This window comes from Sulfitobacter faviae (assembly GCF_029870955.1).
Lineage (GTDB): Bacteria > Pseudomonadota > Alphaproteobacteria > Rhodobacterales > Rhodobacteraceae > Sulfitobacter > Sulfitobacter faviae.
In genome coordinates, this window is the sequence record NZ_PGFQ01000001.1 from 1,315,314 (window position 1) to 1,330,789 (window position 15,476).

Sequence of the window (15,476 nt, forward strand, 5' to 3'; positions counted from 1 at the left end):
CCATGCGCTATATGCTGAGACTGGCCTCGCGCCATGCGCGGGCCTGCCTGATCGTCGGGCTGCTGGCGGGGCTGGCCCTGCCCGGCCTGGCGGCGGCGCTGGCCGGGTGGTTGCCGCAGATGGTGGCGGCATTGCTGACGATCACCGCGCTCAGGATCGGGCACCGCGCGGCCCTTGGTGCAGTGCGCGATCTCATCTGGGGGCTGGCCTCGGTGCTGGCCTTGCAGACGCTGCTGCCCCTGCTGCTGGGGGGCTTCGTGCTGGTCGGGCTGGGGCAGACCCCTGCGGCACTGGCCGTGACCCTCGCCGCGGCGGCTCCGGCGCTGACGGGCAGCGTGAACCTCGCCCTGTTGATGCGGCTCGACGCGGGGCGGATGATGCAGCTCATGGTGCTGGGCACCGCCGCCTTTCCGCTGACCGTCCTGCCGGTGCTGGCGGCCCTGCCGCAACTCGGCCCGGCCTCGGAAATCGCCCTCGCCGCCCTGCGGCTCTTGGCGGTGATCCTTGGCGCGACGGGGCTGGGTTTTGCCCTGCGCCATGTCTTCCTGCCCCAGCCCACCCCGCGCCAGACCGAGGCGCTGGACGGCGCATCGGTGCTCGCCTTCTCGGTCATCGTGGTGGGGTTGATGGCGGCGCTGAACCCGGCGCTGCGCAGCGATCCATGGGCCGTGGCGTGCTGGACGCTGCTGGCCTTCGCCCTAAGCTATCTGTTGCAGGCGGGCACATTGCTGCTGACCCGGCGCGGCCCGCTGCGCGCCGTGGCCGGACCACTGGCAATCGGCGCGGGCAACCGCAATATCGCGCTGTTTCTCGTGGCGCTGCCTGCGGAGGTCATCGCGCCGCTGATGATCTTTATCGGCTGCTGGCAACTGCCGATGTATCTGACCCCGGTGCTGCTGCCGCGCCTTTACGAAAGGATGCTTCGCAATGACTGACTGGCCCCGCATCCGCAGTGTCGGCCTCTCTGGCCTATTGGTCACCTTTGCCGAGAAGATGTCCGAACCCGCCAACCGCGCCGCCCTCGCCTTTCGCGCGGCGGTAGAGGAACAGGACTGGCCCGAGATGAGTGAGACGAGCACCTCGCTGGTGTCGACCTTCGTGCAATTCGAGGTCTCCCAAGAGGCCATCACCACGATGACCGACCGCCTGCGCGGACTGCTCGAAACCCGCGACTGGTTCGCCGAAGCCCTCCCCGCCGGGCGCAGCCTGTGGCATGTGCCCACGGTCTATGGCACCGATCTGGCCCCGCAGTTGGAGGAGGCCGCCGAGGCCGCGGGCCTCGACCCCGACGTGGCCATTGCGGAACTGTCGCAGGCGCGGGTCCGGGTGCTGACCATCGGCTTCGCCCCCGGCCAGCCCTACATGGGCGAACTGCCCCCGCATTGGGACATTCCGCGCCAGCAGGGGCTGACGAAATCGGTGCCGCCGGGGTCGCTCGTCGTGGCCATTCGGCAGCTCATCATCTTCACCAATGCCTCCCCCACCGGCTGGCGGCACATCGGCCAGACGGCTTTTCGCACCTTCCGCCCGGGCAGCGACATGCCCTTTCCGCTGTCGCCGGGCGATGAGCTGATCTTCCCATCCATCCCCCGGCAAGAGTTCGACCGCATCGCCGACGACCCCACCGGCGGTGCCGAGCGGGAGGCGCTGACATGAGCGGCACGCTGACCATCCTTCAAGCCGGTCCGGCCATGACCATCCAAGACCTTGGTCGCCCCGGCTATCGCGCCGTTGGCCTAACCCACGGCGGCGCGGCGGACCCGACTGCCCTGCACGAAGGCGCCGCCCTGCTGGGGCAAGATCCGAACAGCGCCACGCTTGAGATGGCGGGCAGCGGCGGCAGTTTCGAGGTCGATCAGGACACCCGCATCGCCCTGACCGGGGCGCAGATGCAGGTGAGCATCGACGGCGAAGCGATTGCATGGAACGCGAGCCACCTGCTGCCTGCCGGGGCCAAATTGACCATCGGCGGCGCACGGGACGGGGCCTATGGCTACCTCCATGTCGGCGGAGGGTTTGACGTGGCGCCGGTGATGAATGCGCGCGCCAGCCATCTGGCCGCTGGCATTGGCGCGCTGCTGCAAAGTGGTGAGACCCTGCCACTGGGGTCGATAAGGGAGGCGAGACGAACCTCACTCTCCCGCGCGACAGCCGGTTCGGGGCCGGGCGGGTGCGCATCGTCGCCTCCATGCAGACCGATGCCTTCGACGAGGCAACCCGCCAGCGGTTCACCGAAACCACCTTTCGCCGTGATCCGCGCGCCAACCGGATGGGCGCACGGATGGATCATGACGGCGAAGGTTTCGCCACCGGCGGGCAGCTCACCATCGTGTCGGAGGTCATCACCCCCGGCGACATCCAGATCACCGGCGACGGCGCGCCCTTCGTGCTGATGTGCGAATGCCAAACCACCGGCGGCTACCCCCGCATCGGCACGGTGATCCCCTGCGACCTGCCGATCGTCGCGCAGGCGCAGCCGGGTGCTGCGCTGCGGTTCGAGTTCATTGACCTCGACGAAGCGCTGGCCGCCGAGACGCGCCACCGCGCCGACCTTGCTGCCCTGCCCAAACACCGCCAGCCGCTTTTGCGCGACCCGGCGCGGATTCGCGACCTTTTGGGCTATCAACTGATCTCCGGCGTGGTTTCAGCCACTGCCGACCCCTTCGAGAAGGAGCAGACATGACAACCGTCGATCTCAACGCCGACATGGGCGAAAGCTTTGGCCCTTGGAAAATGGGCGACGACGCGGCGCTTCTGCGCGTCGTAACCTCGGCCAATATCGCCTGTGGCGGGCATGCGGGCGACGCCGATGTCATGGCGGCGACGATGCGCATGGCGCATGAAAACGGCGTCGGCATCGGCGCGCATCCGGGGTTCATGGACCTCGCCGGTTTTGGCCGCAACCGCCTCTCAGTGCCGCGTGGCACCTTGCAGAACCAGATCCGCTATCAGGTCGCCGCGAGCGTCGGCATGGCGCGCAGCGTCGGCACGCAAGTGCGGCACCTGAAACTGCACGGCGCGCTGGCGAATATGGCGTCGGAGGATGAGGAACTGGCCCGCGACCTCTATGAGGCGGCGCTCAGCGTGGCGCCGGACCTCATCGTCATGGTGCTGGCCGCCACGGCGCAGGAACGGGCGGTGCGCTCACTGGGCTGCAAATGGGCCGGGGAGATTTTCGCCGACCGCGCCTATAACGACGACGCGACGCTGGTCGACCGCAGCAAGCCCGGCGCGGTGATCCATGACGCGCAAACGGCAGCGGCGCGGATGGTTGAAATGGTCAAGGCAGGCGCGATCATCACCGAGAGCGGCAAGCACATCTCCAGTCGGATCGACACGATCTGCCTGCATGGCGATACCGCAGAGGCCGTTCAAATTGCAACCGCCGTCCGCAAGGGTTTGCAGGACGGCGGCGTAACTTTGGCAAAGTTCAGCGGCAGCGTTTAGCTGCGCACCAGCTTTTCATAGTCCAAGGCGATCTCACGCGTCAGCGCGCCGACCTCGAAATGCCAGTCGCCGATCTGCCCCACCGGGGTCACTTCGGCGGCGGTGCCAGTGAGCCAGCACTGCTCGAAACCTTCCAACTCTTCGGGCATGATATGCCGCTCGTGGACCTTGATGTTCTTCTCGCGCAGCATGTCGATCACGGTCTGCCGGGTGATGCCGTTGAGGAAGCAATCGGGCGTCGGCGTGTGCACTTCGCCATCCTTGACGAAGAAGATATTCGCACCTGTCGCCTCGGCCACATAGCCGCGGTAGTCATACATCATCGCGTCAGAGCAGCCCTTTGCCTCGGCCGCATGTTTGGACATGGTGCAGATCATATAGAGGCCCGCCGCTTTGGCATGGCTCGGGATCGTCTCGGGCGAGGGGCGCTTCCATTTGGAGATGTCGAGCTTGGCGCCCTTCATCTTGGCGTCACCGTAATAGGCACCCCATTCCCAAGCCGCGATGGCCATGCGGACCGGGTTGCGGGCCGAGGCGACACCCATGTCTTCGCCCACACCACGCCAAGCGACCGCACGCACATAGGCGTCTTGCAGACCAGAGGCGGCGAGGACTTCGGCCTTGGCGGCTTCGATCTCGTCAATGGTGTAGGGGATCTCGAAGTCGATCATCTCAGCCGAGCGCTTGAGCCGTTCGGAATGCTCGCGGCTTTTGAAGATTTTGCCGTTGTAGGCGCGCTCGCCCTCAAACACCGAAGACGCATAGTGCATCGCATGGGTCAGGATGTGGACATTGGCCTCGCGCCAATCCACCATTTCGCCATCCATCCAGATGTGCCCATCCCGGTTGTCATATCCGCCTGCCATGGTGTTTCCCCTCCAAATGACGCGCTATCTTTTCAAAAATTGCGCAACAATCGGCAGATGCAGACATTTAATTGCGCAAAACACGGGATTCGATAGCCTTTCACTATTGGAATGTCAACAACGCTGACGTAAACTGATCCCCAACAGGCCCGAGAGAGAATGAGACACACTATGGCTGACGGGCGCATGATGGCCCCTAGCAGCGGCGACAGCCTGCTGTTTTTGACGGACGAACAACTGCGGCAGGGGATCGAGGCGATGTTCTTTGCCTATCGCGGTTTCACTGCCGATCCTGACCGGATTCTGGCCGATATGGCCTATGGCCGCGCGCATCACCGCGCCATCCACTTCATCAACCGCGCCCCCGGTACGACGGTGAACAACCTGCTCAATATCCTCGGGGTCACGAAACAATCGCTCAACCGTGTCTTGCGCACGCTGATCGCCGATGGTCTGGTGCAGAGCAAGGTTGGCCGCAATGACAAGCGCGAGCGGCATCTGTTCCTGACCGACGAGGGTCGCAAGCTGGAACAGGAGCTATCAGACGCTCAGCGCGCGCGCATGCGGCTGGCCTTTCGCACCGCCGGACCCGAAGCCGTGGCCGGTTTCAGAACGGTATTGGAGGCCATGATGGACCCCGAAATGCGCCAGAGCTTTGACCGGCTGCGCGAAAGCGCCCCATGAACGATCTCGACCCGCACCTGCTGGTCGTTGACGACGATGAGCGGATCCGCAGCCTGTTGAAGAAGTTCCTGATGCGGAACGGCTTTCTGGTCAGCACGGCCCGCGATGCGGCACATGCGCGGCGGGTGCTGGCGGGGTTGGAATTCGACCTCATCGTGCTCGACGTGATGATGCCCGGCGAAGACGGCATGGCCCTGACCCGCGCTTTGCGCGAAACCCTGCAAACGCCGATCCTGCTGCTGACCGCCAAGGGCGAGACCGACAACCGCATCGAAGGGTTGGAGGCCGGGGCGGATGACTACCTGCCCAAACCCTTTGAGCCGAAAGAACTGCTGCTGCGCATTAACGCCATCCTGCGCCGAATGCCCGATACCTCTGCCGCCGACACCGCGCCAAAAGTGCTGTCGCTCGGCGTGATCCGCTATGACATGGAGCGGGGCGAGATGTGGCAGGGCGACGATCTGGTGCGCCTCACCGCGACCGAGGTGCAGCTGATGAAGATCTTCGCCGCCCAGCCCGGTGTCGCGCTGAGCCGTGCCAAATTGGTCGAGGAACTGGGCCGCGACCGGGGCAAGCGCAGGAACGCGCGGTCGATGTTCAAATCACCCGCCTGCGCCGCAAGATCGAGAGCGATCCGAAACAGCCGCAATACCTGCAAACCGTGCGCGGCGCGGGCTATATGCTGGCCCCGGACTGACCTCGCCCCGCCTGCTGAACCGGGCCGGTAAAATTCATCACGCAAGCCCGCTGGCAATGCGGGGCGCGAAGTTCTATTGTCGCGCGAAATTCCGATAACGAGGCGCGCAATGTCCGACACACCCGTAGAAGAGATGAACTTTGAGACCGCTATGGCCGAGCTTGAGAAAGTCTTGGGCCAGCTTGAAAACGGCAATGTCGCATTGGACGAAAGCATCGCGCTTTACGAACGCGGGGCCAAGCTTAAGGCGCGCTGCGAGACCAAGCTGAAAGAGGCCGAAGAAAAGGTCGCCGCGATCACGCTTGACGGCGATGGCAACCCGAATGGGCTGAAACCCGTCGAAGGGCTTTGACCGCCCGCATGCAAGAGACCACCCCCCGCCCTTTGGCAGAGGCGCTCGCCCATGCCCGCGATCTGGCGCAAGCGCAGATCGACACAGCGCTTAGCGCGCATGACGGCCCCGTTGCCGAGGCGATGCGCTATGCCTGCGGCGGCGGCAAGGGGCTGCGCGGCTTTCTGGTGATCGAATCCGCCCGGCTGCATGGGATCGCCCCCGGCATGGCCGCCCCTGCGGCGGCGGCCATCGAGGCGCTGCACGCCTATTCGCTGGTGCATGACGACCTGCCCTGCATGGACGACGACGATCTGCGCCGGGGCCAGCCCACGGTGCACCGCAAATGGGATGAGGCGACCGCCGTTCTGGCCGGTGACGCGCTGCAAACGCTGTCCTTTGAACTGCTCGGCCAAGCGCCCTGCCCGGCGGAGGCGCGTCTGACCCTGATGACCAGCCTCGCCCAAGCGGCAGGCGTCGGCGGTATGGTCGGCGGTCAAGCGCTGGACATCGCCGCCGAAACCGCCCCCGCCCCGCTGTCACTGGCCGAGATCACGGCGCTTCAGGCGGGCAAGACCGGCGCCTTGATCGAATGGTCCGCCATGGCCGGGCCACGGATGGCCGGTGCCGATGCCACCGCCCTCGGCGCTTACGCCAAACACCTCGGCCTCGCCTTTCAGATCGCCGATGACATCCTCGATGTCGAAGGCGACGCCGAAACGGTGGGCAAGGCGGTCGGCAAGGACGACGCGGCGGGCAAGGCCACTTTCGTGTCCCACCTTGGACTGGTCGGAGCCAAGACCCGCGCCGCCGAATTGGTGGACATGGCCTGCGACGCCCTATCTGAATATGGACCAGAGGCGCAGAGCTTGCGAGCCGCTGCCGCCTTCGTTATTGCCCGCGACAGCTAGCCGGGCGGCACATGCGCCAATGCGGCACCAGAGAGGCCCCGATGAGTGACAAACCCGCCACACCCCTGCTCGATCAGGTCACCCGCCCTGCGGACCTGAAACACCTGTCCGATGCCGAACTGACCCAAGTCGCCCGCGAATTGCGGGCCGAGACGATCTCGGCCGTGTCGGAAACCGGCGGGCATCTTGGCGCCGGGCTTGGCGTGGTCGAACTGACCGTCGCTTTGCACGCGGTTTTCGACACGCCGCGCGACAAGATCATCTGGGACGTCAGTCACCAATGCTACCCGCATAAGATCCTGACCGAACGCCGCGACCGGATCCGCAGCCTGCGCATGAAAGACGGGCTATCGGGATTCACCAAGCGCAGCGAATCCCCCTACGACCCCTTTGGCGCGGCGCATAGCTCGACCTCAATCTCAGCAGCGCTCGGCTTTGCCGTGGGCCGCGATCTGGGTGGCGTGATCCCCGAAGGACTGGGCGACGCGATTGCCGTGATCGGCGATGGCGCGATGAGCGCGGGCATGGCCTATGAGGCGCTCAACAACGCGGGCGATCTGAAAAAACGCCTGATCGTCATCCTTAACGACAACGAGATGTCCATCGCCCCGCCCGTCGGCGCGATGTCGAGCTACCTGAGCCGTCTATACGCCGAAGCGCCGTTTCAGGATTTCAAAGCCGCCGCCAAGGGCGCGGTGAGCCTGCTGCCCGAGCCCTTCCGCGAAGGCGCCAAACGCGCCAAGGATATGCTCAAGGGCATGGCCGTGGGCGGCACGCTGTTCGAGAACCTCGGGTTCTCCTACCTCGGCCCGATCAACGGGCATGACATGGACCAGCTGCTGCCGGTGCTGCGCACCGTCCATCAACGCGCGACTGGGCCGATCCTGATCCACATCCAGACGCAAAAGGGCAAGGGCTATGGCCCCGCCGAAGCCGCGCGGGATCGCGGCCATGCCACGGCCAAGTTCAACGTGGTGACGGGCGAGCAAAAGAAAGCCCCCTCCAACGCGCCGAGCTACACCCGCGTTTTCGCCGACAGCCTGCTGGCCGAGGCCGCCGAGGACGACAAGATCTGCGCCGTGACCGCCGCCATGCCCGATGGCACCGGCCTCGACCTTTTTGCCGAACGCTACCCCAGCCGCTGCTTCGATGTGGGCATCGCCGAGCAGCATGGCGTGACCTTCTGCGCGGGGCTCGCCGCGGCGGGGATGAAGCCCTTCTGCGCGATGTATTCCACCTTCCTGCAACGCGGCTACGACCAAGTCGTGCATGATGTGGCGATCCAGCGCCTGCCGGTGCGTTTCGCGATCGATCGCGCCGGTCTCGTGGGCGCCGACGGGCCGACCCATGCGGGCGCCTTCGATGTGGCCTTCCTCGCCAACCTGCCCGGTTTCGTGGTCATGGCCGCCGCGGACGAGGCAGAATTGCGCCATATGGTCGCCACCGCCGCCGCCCATGACGACGGCCCCATCGCCTTCCGCTATCCGCGCGGCGAAGGGCGCGGGGTCGAGATGCCAGAGCGTGGCACCCCGCTGGAAATCGGCAAGGGCCGGATGATCCAAGAGGGCAGTAAGGTCGCGCTTTTGTCCTTCGGCACGCGTTTGGAAGAGGTCGAGAAGGCCGCCGAACAGCTTCAGGCCAAGGGCATCACCCCCACCATCGCCGATGCCCGTTTCGCCAAGCCGCTGGACCGTGAGATGATCCTCAAGCTCGCCCATGACCACGAGGCGCTGATCACCATCGAAGAGGGCGCAGTCGGCGGCTTCGGCAGCCATGTGGCGCAGCTGCTGGCGGATGAGGCGGTGTTCGACAAGGGGCTCAAGTTCCGCTCCATGGTGCTGCCCGATACCTTCATCGATCAGGCCAGCCCGGCGGATATGTATGCCGTGGCGGGGATGAACGCCGAACAGATCGCGGCCAAGGTGCTCGAAGTGCTGGGGATCGGTGACTTGGACGCGCAGCGCGCCTAACTGGCGGCGGTCAGCACCAGCAGGCCGCCCGCGACCAAGGTGATCACCACACAGACATAGCCCAAAAGCACGAAAAGCCCGTCGCGGGTGAACAGCCCAAACACCAAGAGGGCAACGGTGCCCGCCCCAGCGATGACATCATCGGCAGCACCTCCATAAAGGGCCAGCCGAGCGGAATGATCGTGACCACCACCAGTGTGATGAACCGCATTGGCCCGGTGGTGAGAAACTGAAGGCGCGGCTTGCAGCGCCCGTCGACGAAAGCGCAGGGGCGGCGCAGAAAGCGCACGCAGCCGCTCAACCGATGGCCCGCCACCTCGCGCCGCAACAGAAATTGCGGCATCCATAGCCTGCGCCGCCCGGTCACCGCCTGCACGGCCAGCAGGATGATTGTCACCGCCGCAAGGGTCGAGACGCCGGGAATGCCCGACAAGGGTGAGACCAGCAGCAAGGCGACGATCAGGATCAGAGGGGTGATCGAACGGTCGCCGATCTCATGCAGCACGTCGTTGATCGACACCGCCTCCTTCTCTGCCGCGCGCTCCATGCTATCCAGCAAATGGGCCAACGTGTGTTCGTCTTGACGCATTCAGTGCCTCTGGCGGTGCCTCGAATTCAGTCTTCCGCCTCCAGCAGCGCGGCCAGACCAGAGCGGTAATCGGGATAGATCGGTTGCCAGCCCAACGCCGCCTTGGCGTGATCGTTCCGGACCTTCTTGCTCTCCGCGTAAAAGCTGCGGGCCATGGGGGTCATCTCGGCCTTGTCGAAGTCCACCGCCGGGGAAGGGGCAGGCCCAAAAGCGCGGCGGCATGGCCGATCACATCCTGCGGCGGGGCCGGATCATCGTCACAAAGGTTATAGATCGCCCCCGGCTGCGGCTTGGCCAGCGACAGGTCCAAGGCTTGGGCGATATCCTCCACATGAATACGCGAGAAGACCTGCCCCGGCTTGATGATGCGCCGCGCCGTGCCTTTGCGTACCTTGGCGAATGGCCCGCGCCCGGGGCCGTAAATGCCCGCGAGCCGGAAGATATGCAGCGGCAGGCCGGGGATCGCGCCCCATGCCGCCTCGGCCTGCACCCGCGCCGCGCCGCGCCGGGTGGAGGGGGTGAGCGGTGTCGTCTCATCCACCCAATCGCCCCCATGGTCACCGTAAACACCGGTGGTCGACAGATAGCCAACCCACCGCAAATAGGGGGCCGCTGCGGTGATTTCATCCTGCAAATCCAGCAGTACCGGATCCCCTTCCGGCCCCGGCCCGGCAGAGACCAACAGGTTGGGCACCTCTTGCAAAAGCGAAGACAAATCGCTGCCGGGCCAGAGCATCGGCTCCACCCCCGTCGCGGCAATCTCATCCAGTTTCTCGCGGCTACGGGTCGTGCCGATGATGCGCCAGCCCTGCGGGATCAACCGGGCCGCCAAGGCCCGCGCGCTATAGCCATGGCCGAGGGAAAGAAGCGTTTTATCCATACCGCCAAAGTGGCCCGCATGGGCCGCAATCACAAGCGGCAAGCGGTGGATTTACTCTTTCAGGAGGTCGATTGCCATGTAGCCGAATGCTGGCCCGGCCCACTGCCGGGATCGGCGGATTTTACCGGTTCCGGTCTCGGCCCAATAGTCATTGGTAAAGGTCGTGGCGCCATAGACGCAATGTTCACGAAGATGGCGTACTGAAAGGCGGCGGTCGACAATCTGGATCGTTTCGGGCCCCAAATGGGTCACATCACAGGCGAAGGGCACCGTCTGTGCCGTGCCATCAAGCCGCGCGAGCGTGATCAACCTTTCACCGCCGCCGCCTTGCCCGTCCAGTGCTGCAATCACCGTCTGCGCCTGCGCCGAGCGCATGTCTCCACCAAGCCCTTTCGTGCCGACCAGAACCCCCTCGCGCAGAACGATCTGAACCTGGTCTGTCGACTGCCAGACCTCAACCATACCCGGCGTCCCATCCGAGCGCCGAGCCACACGCCGCAGAAAGTCCTGCAACCCGGTGTTTTCCGGCACGACCTGCATGACGGCGCCGGGGGTCTGATCCAGCAATGCCCGGGTCACGGTAACCCGCCCCTTTGGGGGGCTTCTGGCCCTGTCCGGTCTTTGAGGATGGTGAACAACGTGCTGCCCGCGCTGAACAGCGGGCTGCGCTCCTCTTCGCGTCCGCCGCCGGCACAGGCGGTCAAGGTCAGGCTGGCGATCAGCAGAAGCCCGGTTGCAAAACGCTTCATTCCCAAACCCTCGACCATTGATCTTCCAATGCATTGCGGTGGCCGCTGCGCACCTGTTCATAAAGACGGCCCGGGACCTCAAGCCGCGCGCCGCCGTCGCGCTGGATGGGGCGGATCGTGGTAGAAACGCTGCGCTTGTCCGGTTTGCCCAAGAACCAATTTATGGGGATCGTCAGATTGATGCCTTTGTCGAAGGAACCTTCGCCAAACTCTTCGGCCGAGACATCGGTGATGGTGAAGAAGCCGCCGATCTTCCAACCATTGGTGAACTCGCGCGTCAAAGTCACGGTTGCGCCAAGATCACCTGCCAAGTACCGGCCCACGTCCAATTGACCGTGATAGCCGCCGCCAAAGGCATAATAGGCCGAGACATGGCCCGTCGCCACGCTGTAGTCCAGAAAGCCAAGAGCACCGTCATAGTCGCGCTGTTTGACATAATTCGCCTCGACCCCGAGCGCGAGGTTGCTATTGACCGGCTTCCACAGCAGTTCTGCCGAAACGCCACCGAACATCCGCTCAAGATAGCCCGTGGTTACCCGGGCATAGAGGTCGTTGCCGGGCTTCCATTGCTTGCTCACATAGGCATTGTCGATGATCGTCCTGCCTTCGCGAGCATAACGCGGGCCCTCGGTGCGGACGGTCGGAAGCCGTGAGTTGCTCGGTCTTGTCTTATCGCCGACATTGCCGAAAAGACGGTGCTTCAACCCGCCAGCGACGGTCCAACCCGGCGCGGGGCGATAGCTGGCCGTCACCTCGACGCCGCCGTCCAGCCGAACCGGCTCTTCCGGGTCGAAATAGCTGGGCGACAGATAGGGACCGATGGCCCAAGCGAAATCGGGGTAGAGATCATTATTCTTCATGGCGCGCGGCAACCGAGGCGCGGCCTCGCCAATACCTGCTACGGCCAACAGCGCATCCGCGGCTTGTGGATCAAACTCCAAAGCTTCAAGGTCAGAGCGCCGCAAAGTCACGGCGGATTGCGCCAGACCTTCTTCGACCAAGACGATACGGAAAGTCTCGACCGAGGCGGGCAAAACCCACGCCAGTGCGCGCGCGCCTCGACCGACGGCAACAGCCGGGGCCTGATATTTATCATTCCGCAGACGCAGTTCTGCGCTTGCGGCATCCAGCTTCAGCGCAACGAGGGAAAGACCGCTTGCATCCAACACCTCTTTCACCTGCGCATGTAGGTTGCGCTGCTGGCTCGTGCTAGCGGCCCATTGCGTATCCCACGTCGCCGGAGAGATGGGGCGGGCGGGGCGTACCTTTAATGGCGCGACCGGGGTAACCTTGATCGGCGTGAGCGGTCTTCGTGGGTTCAGTTGATATTGCAGGTTCACCCCGATCTCAGCGCCGTAGAGATAATAGGCGCCCAATCGCAGCCCGTCGGAATATTGGTATTCGGTGCCGAAGTTAAACTGCGATTTGCGCGTAAAGATTTCGCGCGATCCGTCTTCGGTCTCATAGGCGTCGGAACTGTATTCCGCCTTGAGGGTCCAACGGTCATTCACCGCCCACTCGACCCCGGCAAAGGGTGCGGCAGACCCGCGGAACCACTGATCAAACGAAGGTTTGCCCCCTGTACTGCCCCCGGTGAACGAGCCTCGATTGCCCCCGAAGGGCGCACCGATACTGCCGTGACTTCCCAGACGCCCCCAGCCCAGACCGCCAGTCACCTTGACGCGACCGGGCAGCAGCGTGTTGTCAAAAGTCTTGGTCGCGACGACATATTCGCCCGCGTAAATCCCTGTGCCTGCAAAATCCTGCAAGCCTACTGTGATTGCAGGCCAGAAGGCGTCTTCCTTTTTCAGTAGATAGCGCAGGTCAAAGCTTCGGTCGCGATAGGTATCGAAACTACCGGGAACGACAGCGGTCCAATCCTGAAGTCCGACATAGCGAAAGCTGGCCGATAGGCGCGGCGTAGCCTGAAAGGTCAAAGTGCTGCGCGTCATGCCGGCAAAGTTCGAGACCCCGATCGCAAGCTGCCCGTCCGGCATCGGATGGGCGGTTGGCATATCGACCAACCCCGGCGAACCGTAAAAGTTAAGCGAGGGTCGTTCGGGCGTCTCGAAAATGTCATAGGTCGGGTCAGCCAAAGCGGCAAAAGGCAGTGCCCCGCCCACCAAGAGCATTGACGCCAAAGAACCATGGCGCAGTCTACGCGTTCCAAATTTCGTCCGCTGATGCACGAAGCGCCCCTTACCTGCGATATTGTTGATTAGATTTGACACGGACGGCCCCTGCAGATCAATCTTTGTCCCCCTACCGCGTGGCCCTGTCACCCGACCGCGGCAATATCGCGACATATCGAACCGCTTTCAGGAGGACTTACGCAACGCCTCAGGCGGGGCGAACCCTTCGACCCAGCGGTAGACCACCTGACGCGCCAGCGCTTCGTCATTCGCCACCAGCGCTTCACGCAGGTCTCGCAGGGCCGAGGCGATTTCGAGTTCGTGCAGCCCGTTTTCCCGCGCGGAATAGATTTTGGGATGGGCCGTATTGATCAGCAGACCGCTCAACGTGAGCTCTTCGGTCATCTTTTCGCCGGGGCGCAGACCGGTGATCTCAATCTCGATATCGCCATCGGGGTTGTCTTCGTCCCGCACGGTGTAGCCGGCGGCCTCGATCACCTGCCGGGCCAGTTTGAGGATCGGCACGGGTTTGCCCATGTCCAGAACAAAGACCTCACCCCCTTGAGCCAGCGATCCGGCCTGTAGGACCAAGCGCACGGCCTCTTCGACCGTCATGAAGTAGCGCGCCACCCCGCGGTCCGTTACCGTCAACGGGCCACCGCGGCTGACCTGCTCTTGGAACAGTGGCACGACCGACCCGGAGGACCCCAGAACATTGCCGAAGCGAACCATGGAGAAGATGACACCGCCCGGGCCGCCATATTTGCGCGCCATATCCTGAATGACGAGTTCGGCAAGCCGCTTGGACCCGCCCATGATATTGGTCGGGCGCACGGCCTTGTCGGTGGATACGAGGATGAAACGCTCCACCCCTGCCCGGGCGGCCTGTTCGGCCAAAGCATGGGTTCCAAGGACATTGTTCACCAGCCCCGACAGCGGGTTCGCCTCGACCAAGGGCACGTGTTTATAGGCCGCGGCATGGAGGACCACATTGACCCCGTGTTGCGACAGCACTTTGCGCAGTTGCCGGGTATCCGTCACCGTCCCCAAGACCGAGACGATCTCGATATCGCTGCCCTCGGCCAACTGGCGGATCTCCATGTCGGCGTTATAGAGGGCCAGTTCGCTCAACTCGAAAAGCACCAGTTTGGTGGGCCGGCATAGCAGCACTTGGCGGCACAGTTCCAACCCGATGGAGCCGCCTGCCCCCGAGACGAAAACCACTTTGCCCGCATAGCTTTCGCCGCCTTCGTTAATCAAAGGCGCGACCTCATCCCGGTTCAAAAAGCGGCTCGGAGAGACGGGGAGAGCTTGTCGACCAAAGCCTCTTCCCCGATCAGCTGCGCGAAGGAGGGGAGGGTCTGCACCTCGAGACCCAGCTTCTCCAACCGCCGGGCGATCTGGGCCTGTTTGGGGGTGCTGAGCGACGGCACGGCCAGCAACACGCGGTCAATCTGCTTTTCGACGGCAAGTTCCGCGATGCCCCGTGGCGAATAGACCGGCAGCTTCGAGACGTTGAGCCCCTGAAGCGCGATATTGTCATCAACAAAGGCAATCGGTTCAATCGTTTCATGGCCGCGCAGGGCCGAAACCAGTTGCGTCCCCGTGGTGCCCGCACCGTAGATCAAAACACGGCACCGCGCGTCGCCCGTCCGGTAGATTTGCAAAACGATATGCAACAAGATGACCCGCGACAGCACCACCAGAGAGAAAAAGATCGCCCCGAACATCACATGCACGCCGATAGGGAAATCCAGCCCCAGAAGGGTCGCGCTCAGCAGGGATACGGCTGCAAGGGTGGTCCCCAGTATCGCGGTGCTTCCGACCGCTGCGGTTTCATAGGCATTAAGTTGCGTGGTGCAGACCCCCAAGCGGATCGAAACGATCACACCGACGATCAGGGTAAGGGGTATAATTGGAGCGTAAGTAACGAGGGTTTCGAGCAAATCTTCGGGCAGGCCGCGCACAGCCAAGGCGGCAATCGTGGAGACAACGATTAAAAGGGAGTCGAGCGTTAGCATGATCACGCGCTTTTGCCGTTTGGTCAGCGACTTGATAATGCTCAACATGCGCCGTCTCCTGTCTACGAGTATATTGGCGACCGCAGCGGCCGAAACCTATTAGTAGCTCTCTTTTGTCCATGGTGTTCTTCGGGAGCGCCAACAAGCACAAAAACAGTAAATAGCGCTTAATGTATCACCATTCGAATCTGGATTCGCT

At 63.7% G+C, this 15,476-nt stretch carries 12 protein-coding genes and 4 pseudogenes; 9 read left to right on the forward strand and 7 right to left on the reverse strand.

The window, feature by feature from the left end; translation table 11 throughout:
• The first annotated feature begins 2 nt into the window (after positions 1 to 2).
• From CUR85_RS06840 to CUR85_RS06855, 4 genes and pseudogenes are all read left to right on the forward strand, one after another.
• Entirely contained in the window at positions 3 to 935 is a 933-nt protein-coding gene (locus CUR85_RS06840) for a hypothetical protein (protein WP_067264975.1), read from the forward strand.
• On the forward strand, positions 928 to 1,656 hold the full coding sequence (locus CUR85_RS06845; RefSeq protein WP_067264976.1) for a 5-oxoprolinase subunit B family protein: 729 nt from the start codon (positions 928 to 930) through the stop codon (positions 1,654 to 1,656). The genes CUR85_RS06840 and CUR85_RS06845 overlap by 8 nt, the downstream gene beginning before the upstream one ends.
• Positions 1,653 to 2,683: pseudogene (locus CUR85_RS06850) on the forward strand (5-oxoprolinase subunit C family protein). Before CUR85_RS06845 ends, CUR85_RS06850 begins: the two are co-directional and overlap by 4 nt.
• The gene (locus CUR85_RS06855; protein ID WP_067264979.1) at positions 2,680 to 3,447 is read left to right on the forward strand and encodes a LamB/YcsF family protein; all 768 of its coding nucleotides are present in this window, start codon (positions 2,680 to 2,682) and stop codon (positions 3,445 to 3,447) included. Before CUR85_RS06850 ends, CUR85_RS06855 begins: the two are co-directional and overlap by 4 nt.
• Here the strand turns inward: CUR85_RS06855 and CUR85_RS06860 are convergent.
• A complete protein-coding gene (locus CUR85_RS06860; protein WP_067264982.1) occupies positions 3,444 to 4,313 on the reverse strand; it encodes a branched-chain amino acid aminotransferase in 870 nt (289 codons plus the stop codon). The two genes, CUR85_RS06855 and CUR85_RS06860, sit on opposite strands and share 4 nt — an antisense overlap.
• 171 nt (positions 4,314 to 4,484) lie before the next feature.
• Between CUR85_RS06860 and CUR85_RS06865 the strand changes: the two genes are divergently transcribed.
• The 5 genes and pseudogenes from CUR85_RS06865 to dxs all read left to right on the forward strand — a co-directional run bounded on the left by CUR85_RS06865 (position 4,485) and on the right by dxs (position 8,906).
• Positions 4,485 to 4,997: a MarR family winged helix-turn-helix transcriptional regulator gene (locus CUR85_RS06865; RefSeq protein WP_067264985.1), complete on the forward strand. Its 513-nt coding sequence runs from the start codon at positions 4,485 to 4,487 to the stop codon at positions 4,995 to 4,997.
• Positions 4,994 to 5,694 (forward strand): annotated as a pseudogene (locus tag CUR85_RS06870) (response regulator). Before CUR85_RS06865 ends, CUR85_RS06870 begins: the two are co-directional and overlap by 4 nt.
• A gap of 109 nt (positions 5,695 to 5,803) precedes the next feature.
• Entirely contained in the window at positions 5,804 to 6,046 is a 243-nt protein-coding gene (locus CUR85_RS06875) for an exodeoxyribonuclease VII small subunit (protein WP_067264990.1), read from the forward strand.
• Between the two features lie 8 nt (positions 6,047 to 6,054).
• Positions 6,055 to 6,936: a polyprenyl synthetase family protein gene (locus tag CUR85_RS06880; protein WP_067264991.1), complete on the forward strand. Its 882-nt coding sequence runs from the start codon at positions 6,055 to 6,057 to the stop codon at positions 6,934 to 6,936.
• A gap of 41 nt (positions 6,937 to 6,977) precedes the next feature.
• Positions 6,978 to 8,906 carry a 1-deoxy-D-xylulose-5-phosphate synthase gene (gene dxs / locus CUR85_RS06885; protein ID WP_067264994.1) on the forward strand — a complete coding sequence of 643 codons (1,929 nt, stop codon included), beginning with the start codon at positions 6,978 to 6,980 and terminating at the stop codon, positions 8,904 to 8,906.
• Positions 8,907 to 8,949: 43 nt separating this feature from the next.
• Here dxs and CUR85_RS06890 read toward each other — a convergent pair whose 3' ends face one another.
• The 6 genes and pseudogenes from CUR85_RS06890 to CUR85_RS20530 form a co-directional block, all read right to left on the reverse strand.
• Positions 8,950 to 9,495: an exopolysaccharide biosynthesis protein gene (locus CUR85_RS06890; protein ID WP_280322398.1), complete on the reverse strand. Its 546-nt coding sequence runs from the start codon at positions 9,493 to 9,495 to the stop codon at positions 8,950 to 8,952.
• Positions 9,496 to 9,521: 26 nt separating this feature from the next.
• Positions 9,522 to 10,375 (reverse strand): annotated as a pseudogene (locus tag CUR85_RS06895) (SDR family oxidoreductase).
• Between the two features lie 51 nt (positions 10,376 to 10,426).
• A complete protein-coding gene (locus CUR85_RS06900; RefSeq protein ID WP_280322401.1) occupies positions 10,427 to 10,954 on the reverse strand; it encodes a YjbF family lipoprotein in 528 nt (175 codons plus the stop codon).
• A complete protein-coding gene (locus CUR85_RS06905) occupies positions 10,951 to 11,142 on the reverse strand; it encodes a hypothetical protein (RefSeq protein WP_280322403.1) in 192 nt (63 codons plus the stop codon). Before CUR85_RS06905 ends, CUR85_RS06900 begins: the two co-directional genes overlap by 4 nt.
• On the reverse strand, positions 11,121 to 13,256 hold the full coding sequence (locus CUR85_RS06910; protein ID WP_280634092.1) for a YjbH domain-containing protein: 2,136 nt from the start codon (positions 13,254 to 13,256) through the stop codon (positions 11,121 to 11,123). The genes CUR85_RS06905 and CUR85_RS06910 overlap by 22 nt, the downstream gene beginning before the upstream one ends.
• Before the next feature lie 186 nt (positions 13,257 to 13,442).
• Positions 13,443 to 15,325, reverse strand: a pseudogene (locus CUR85_RS20530) (polysaccharide biosynthesis protein).
• Positions 15,326 to 15,476 lie beyond the last annotated feature (151 nt).

What these genes read in the sequence shown, in the direction of transcription:
- CUR85_RS06840 (WP_067264975.1), top strand. Translation starts at nt 3, where the DNA reads ATGCGCTATATGCTGAGACTGGCCTCGCGCCATGCGCGGGCCTGCCTG.
- CUR85_RS06845 (WP_067264976.1), top strand. Translation starts at nt 928, where the DNA reads ATGACTGACTGGCCCCGCATCCGCAGTGTCGGCCTCTCTGGCCTATTG.
- CUR85_RS06855 (WP_067264979.1), top strand. Translation starts at nt 2,680, where the DNA reads ATGACAACCGTCGATCTCAACGCCGACATGGGCGAAAGCTTTGGCCCT.
- CUR85_RS06860 (WP_067264982.1), bottom strand. Translation starts at nt 4,313, where the DNA reads ATGGCAGGCGGATATGACAACCGGGATGGGCACATCTGGATGGATGGC.
- CUR85_RS06865 (WP_067264985.1), top strand. Translation starts at nt 4,485, where the DNA reads ATGGCTGACGGGCGCATGATGGCCCCTAGCAGCGGCGACAGCCTGCTG.
- CUR85_RS06875 (WP_067264990.1), top strand. Translation starts at nt 5,804, where the DNA reads ATGTCCGACACACCCGTAGAAGAGATGAACTTTGAGACCGCTATGGCC.
- CUR85_RS06880 (WP_067264991.1), top strand. Translation starts at nt 6,055, where the DNA reads ATGCAAGAGACCACCCCCCGCCCTTTGGCAGAGGCGCTCGCCCATGCC.
- dxs (WP_067264994.1), top strand. Translation starts at nt 6,978, where the DNA reads ATGAGTGACAAACCCGCCACACCCCTGCTCGATCAGGTCACCCGCCCT.
- CUR85_RS06890 (WP_280322398.1), bottom strand. Translation starts at nt 9,495, where the DNA reads ATGCGTCAAGACGAACACACGTTGGCCCATTTGCTGGATAGCATGGAG.
- CUR85_RS06905 (WP_280322403.1), bottom strand. Translation starts at nt 11,142, where the DNA reads ATGGTCGAGGGTTTGGGAATGAAGCGTTTTGCAACCGGGCTTCTGCTG.
- CUR85_RS06910 (WP_280634092.1), bottom strand. Translation starts at nt 13,256, where the DNA reads ATGCTCTTGGTGGGCGGGGCACTGCCTTTTGCCGCTTTGGCTGACCCG.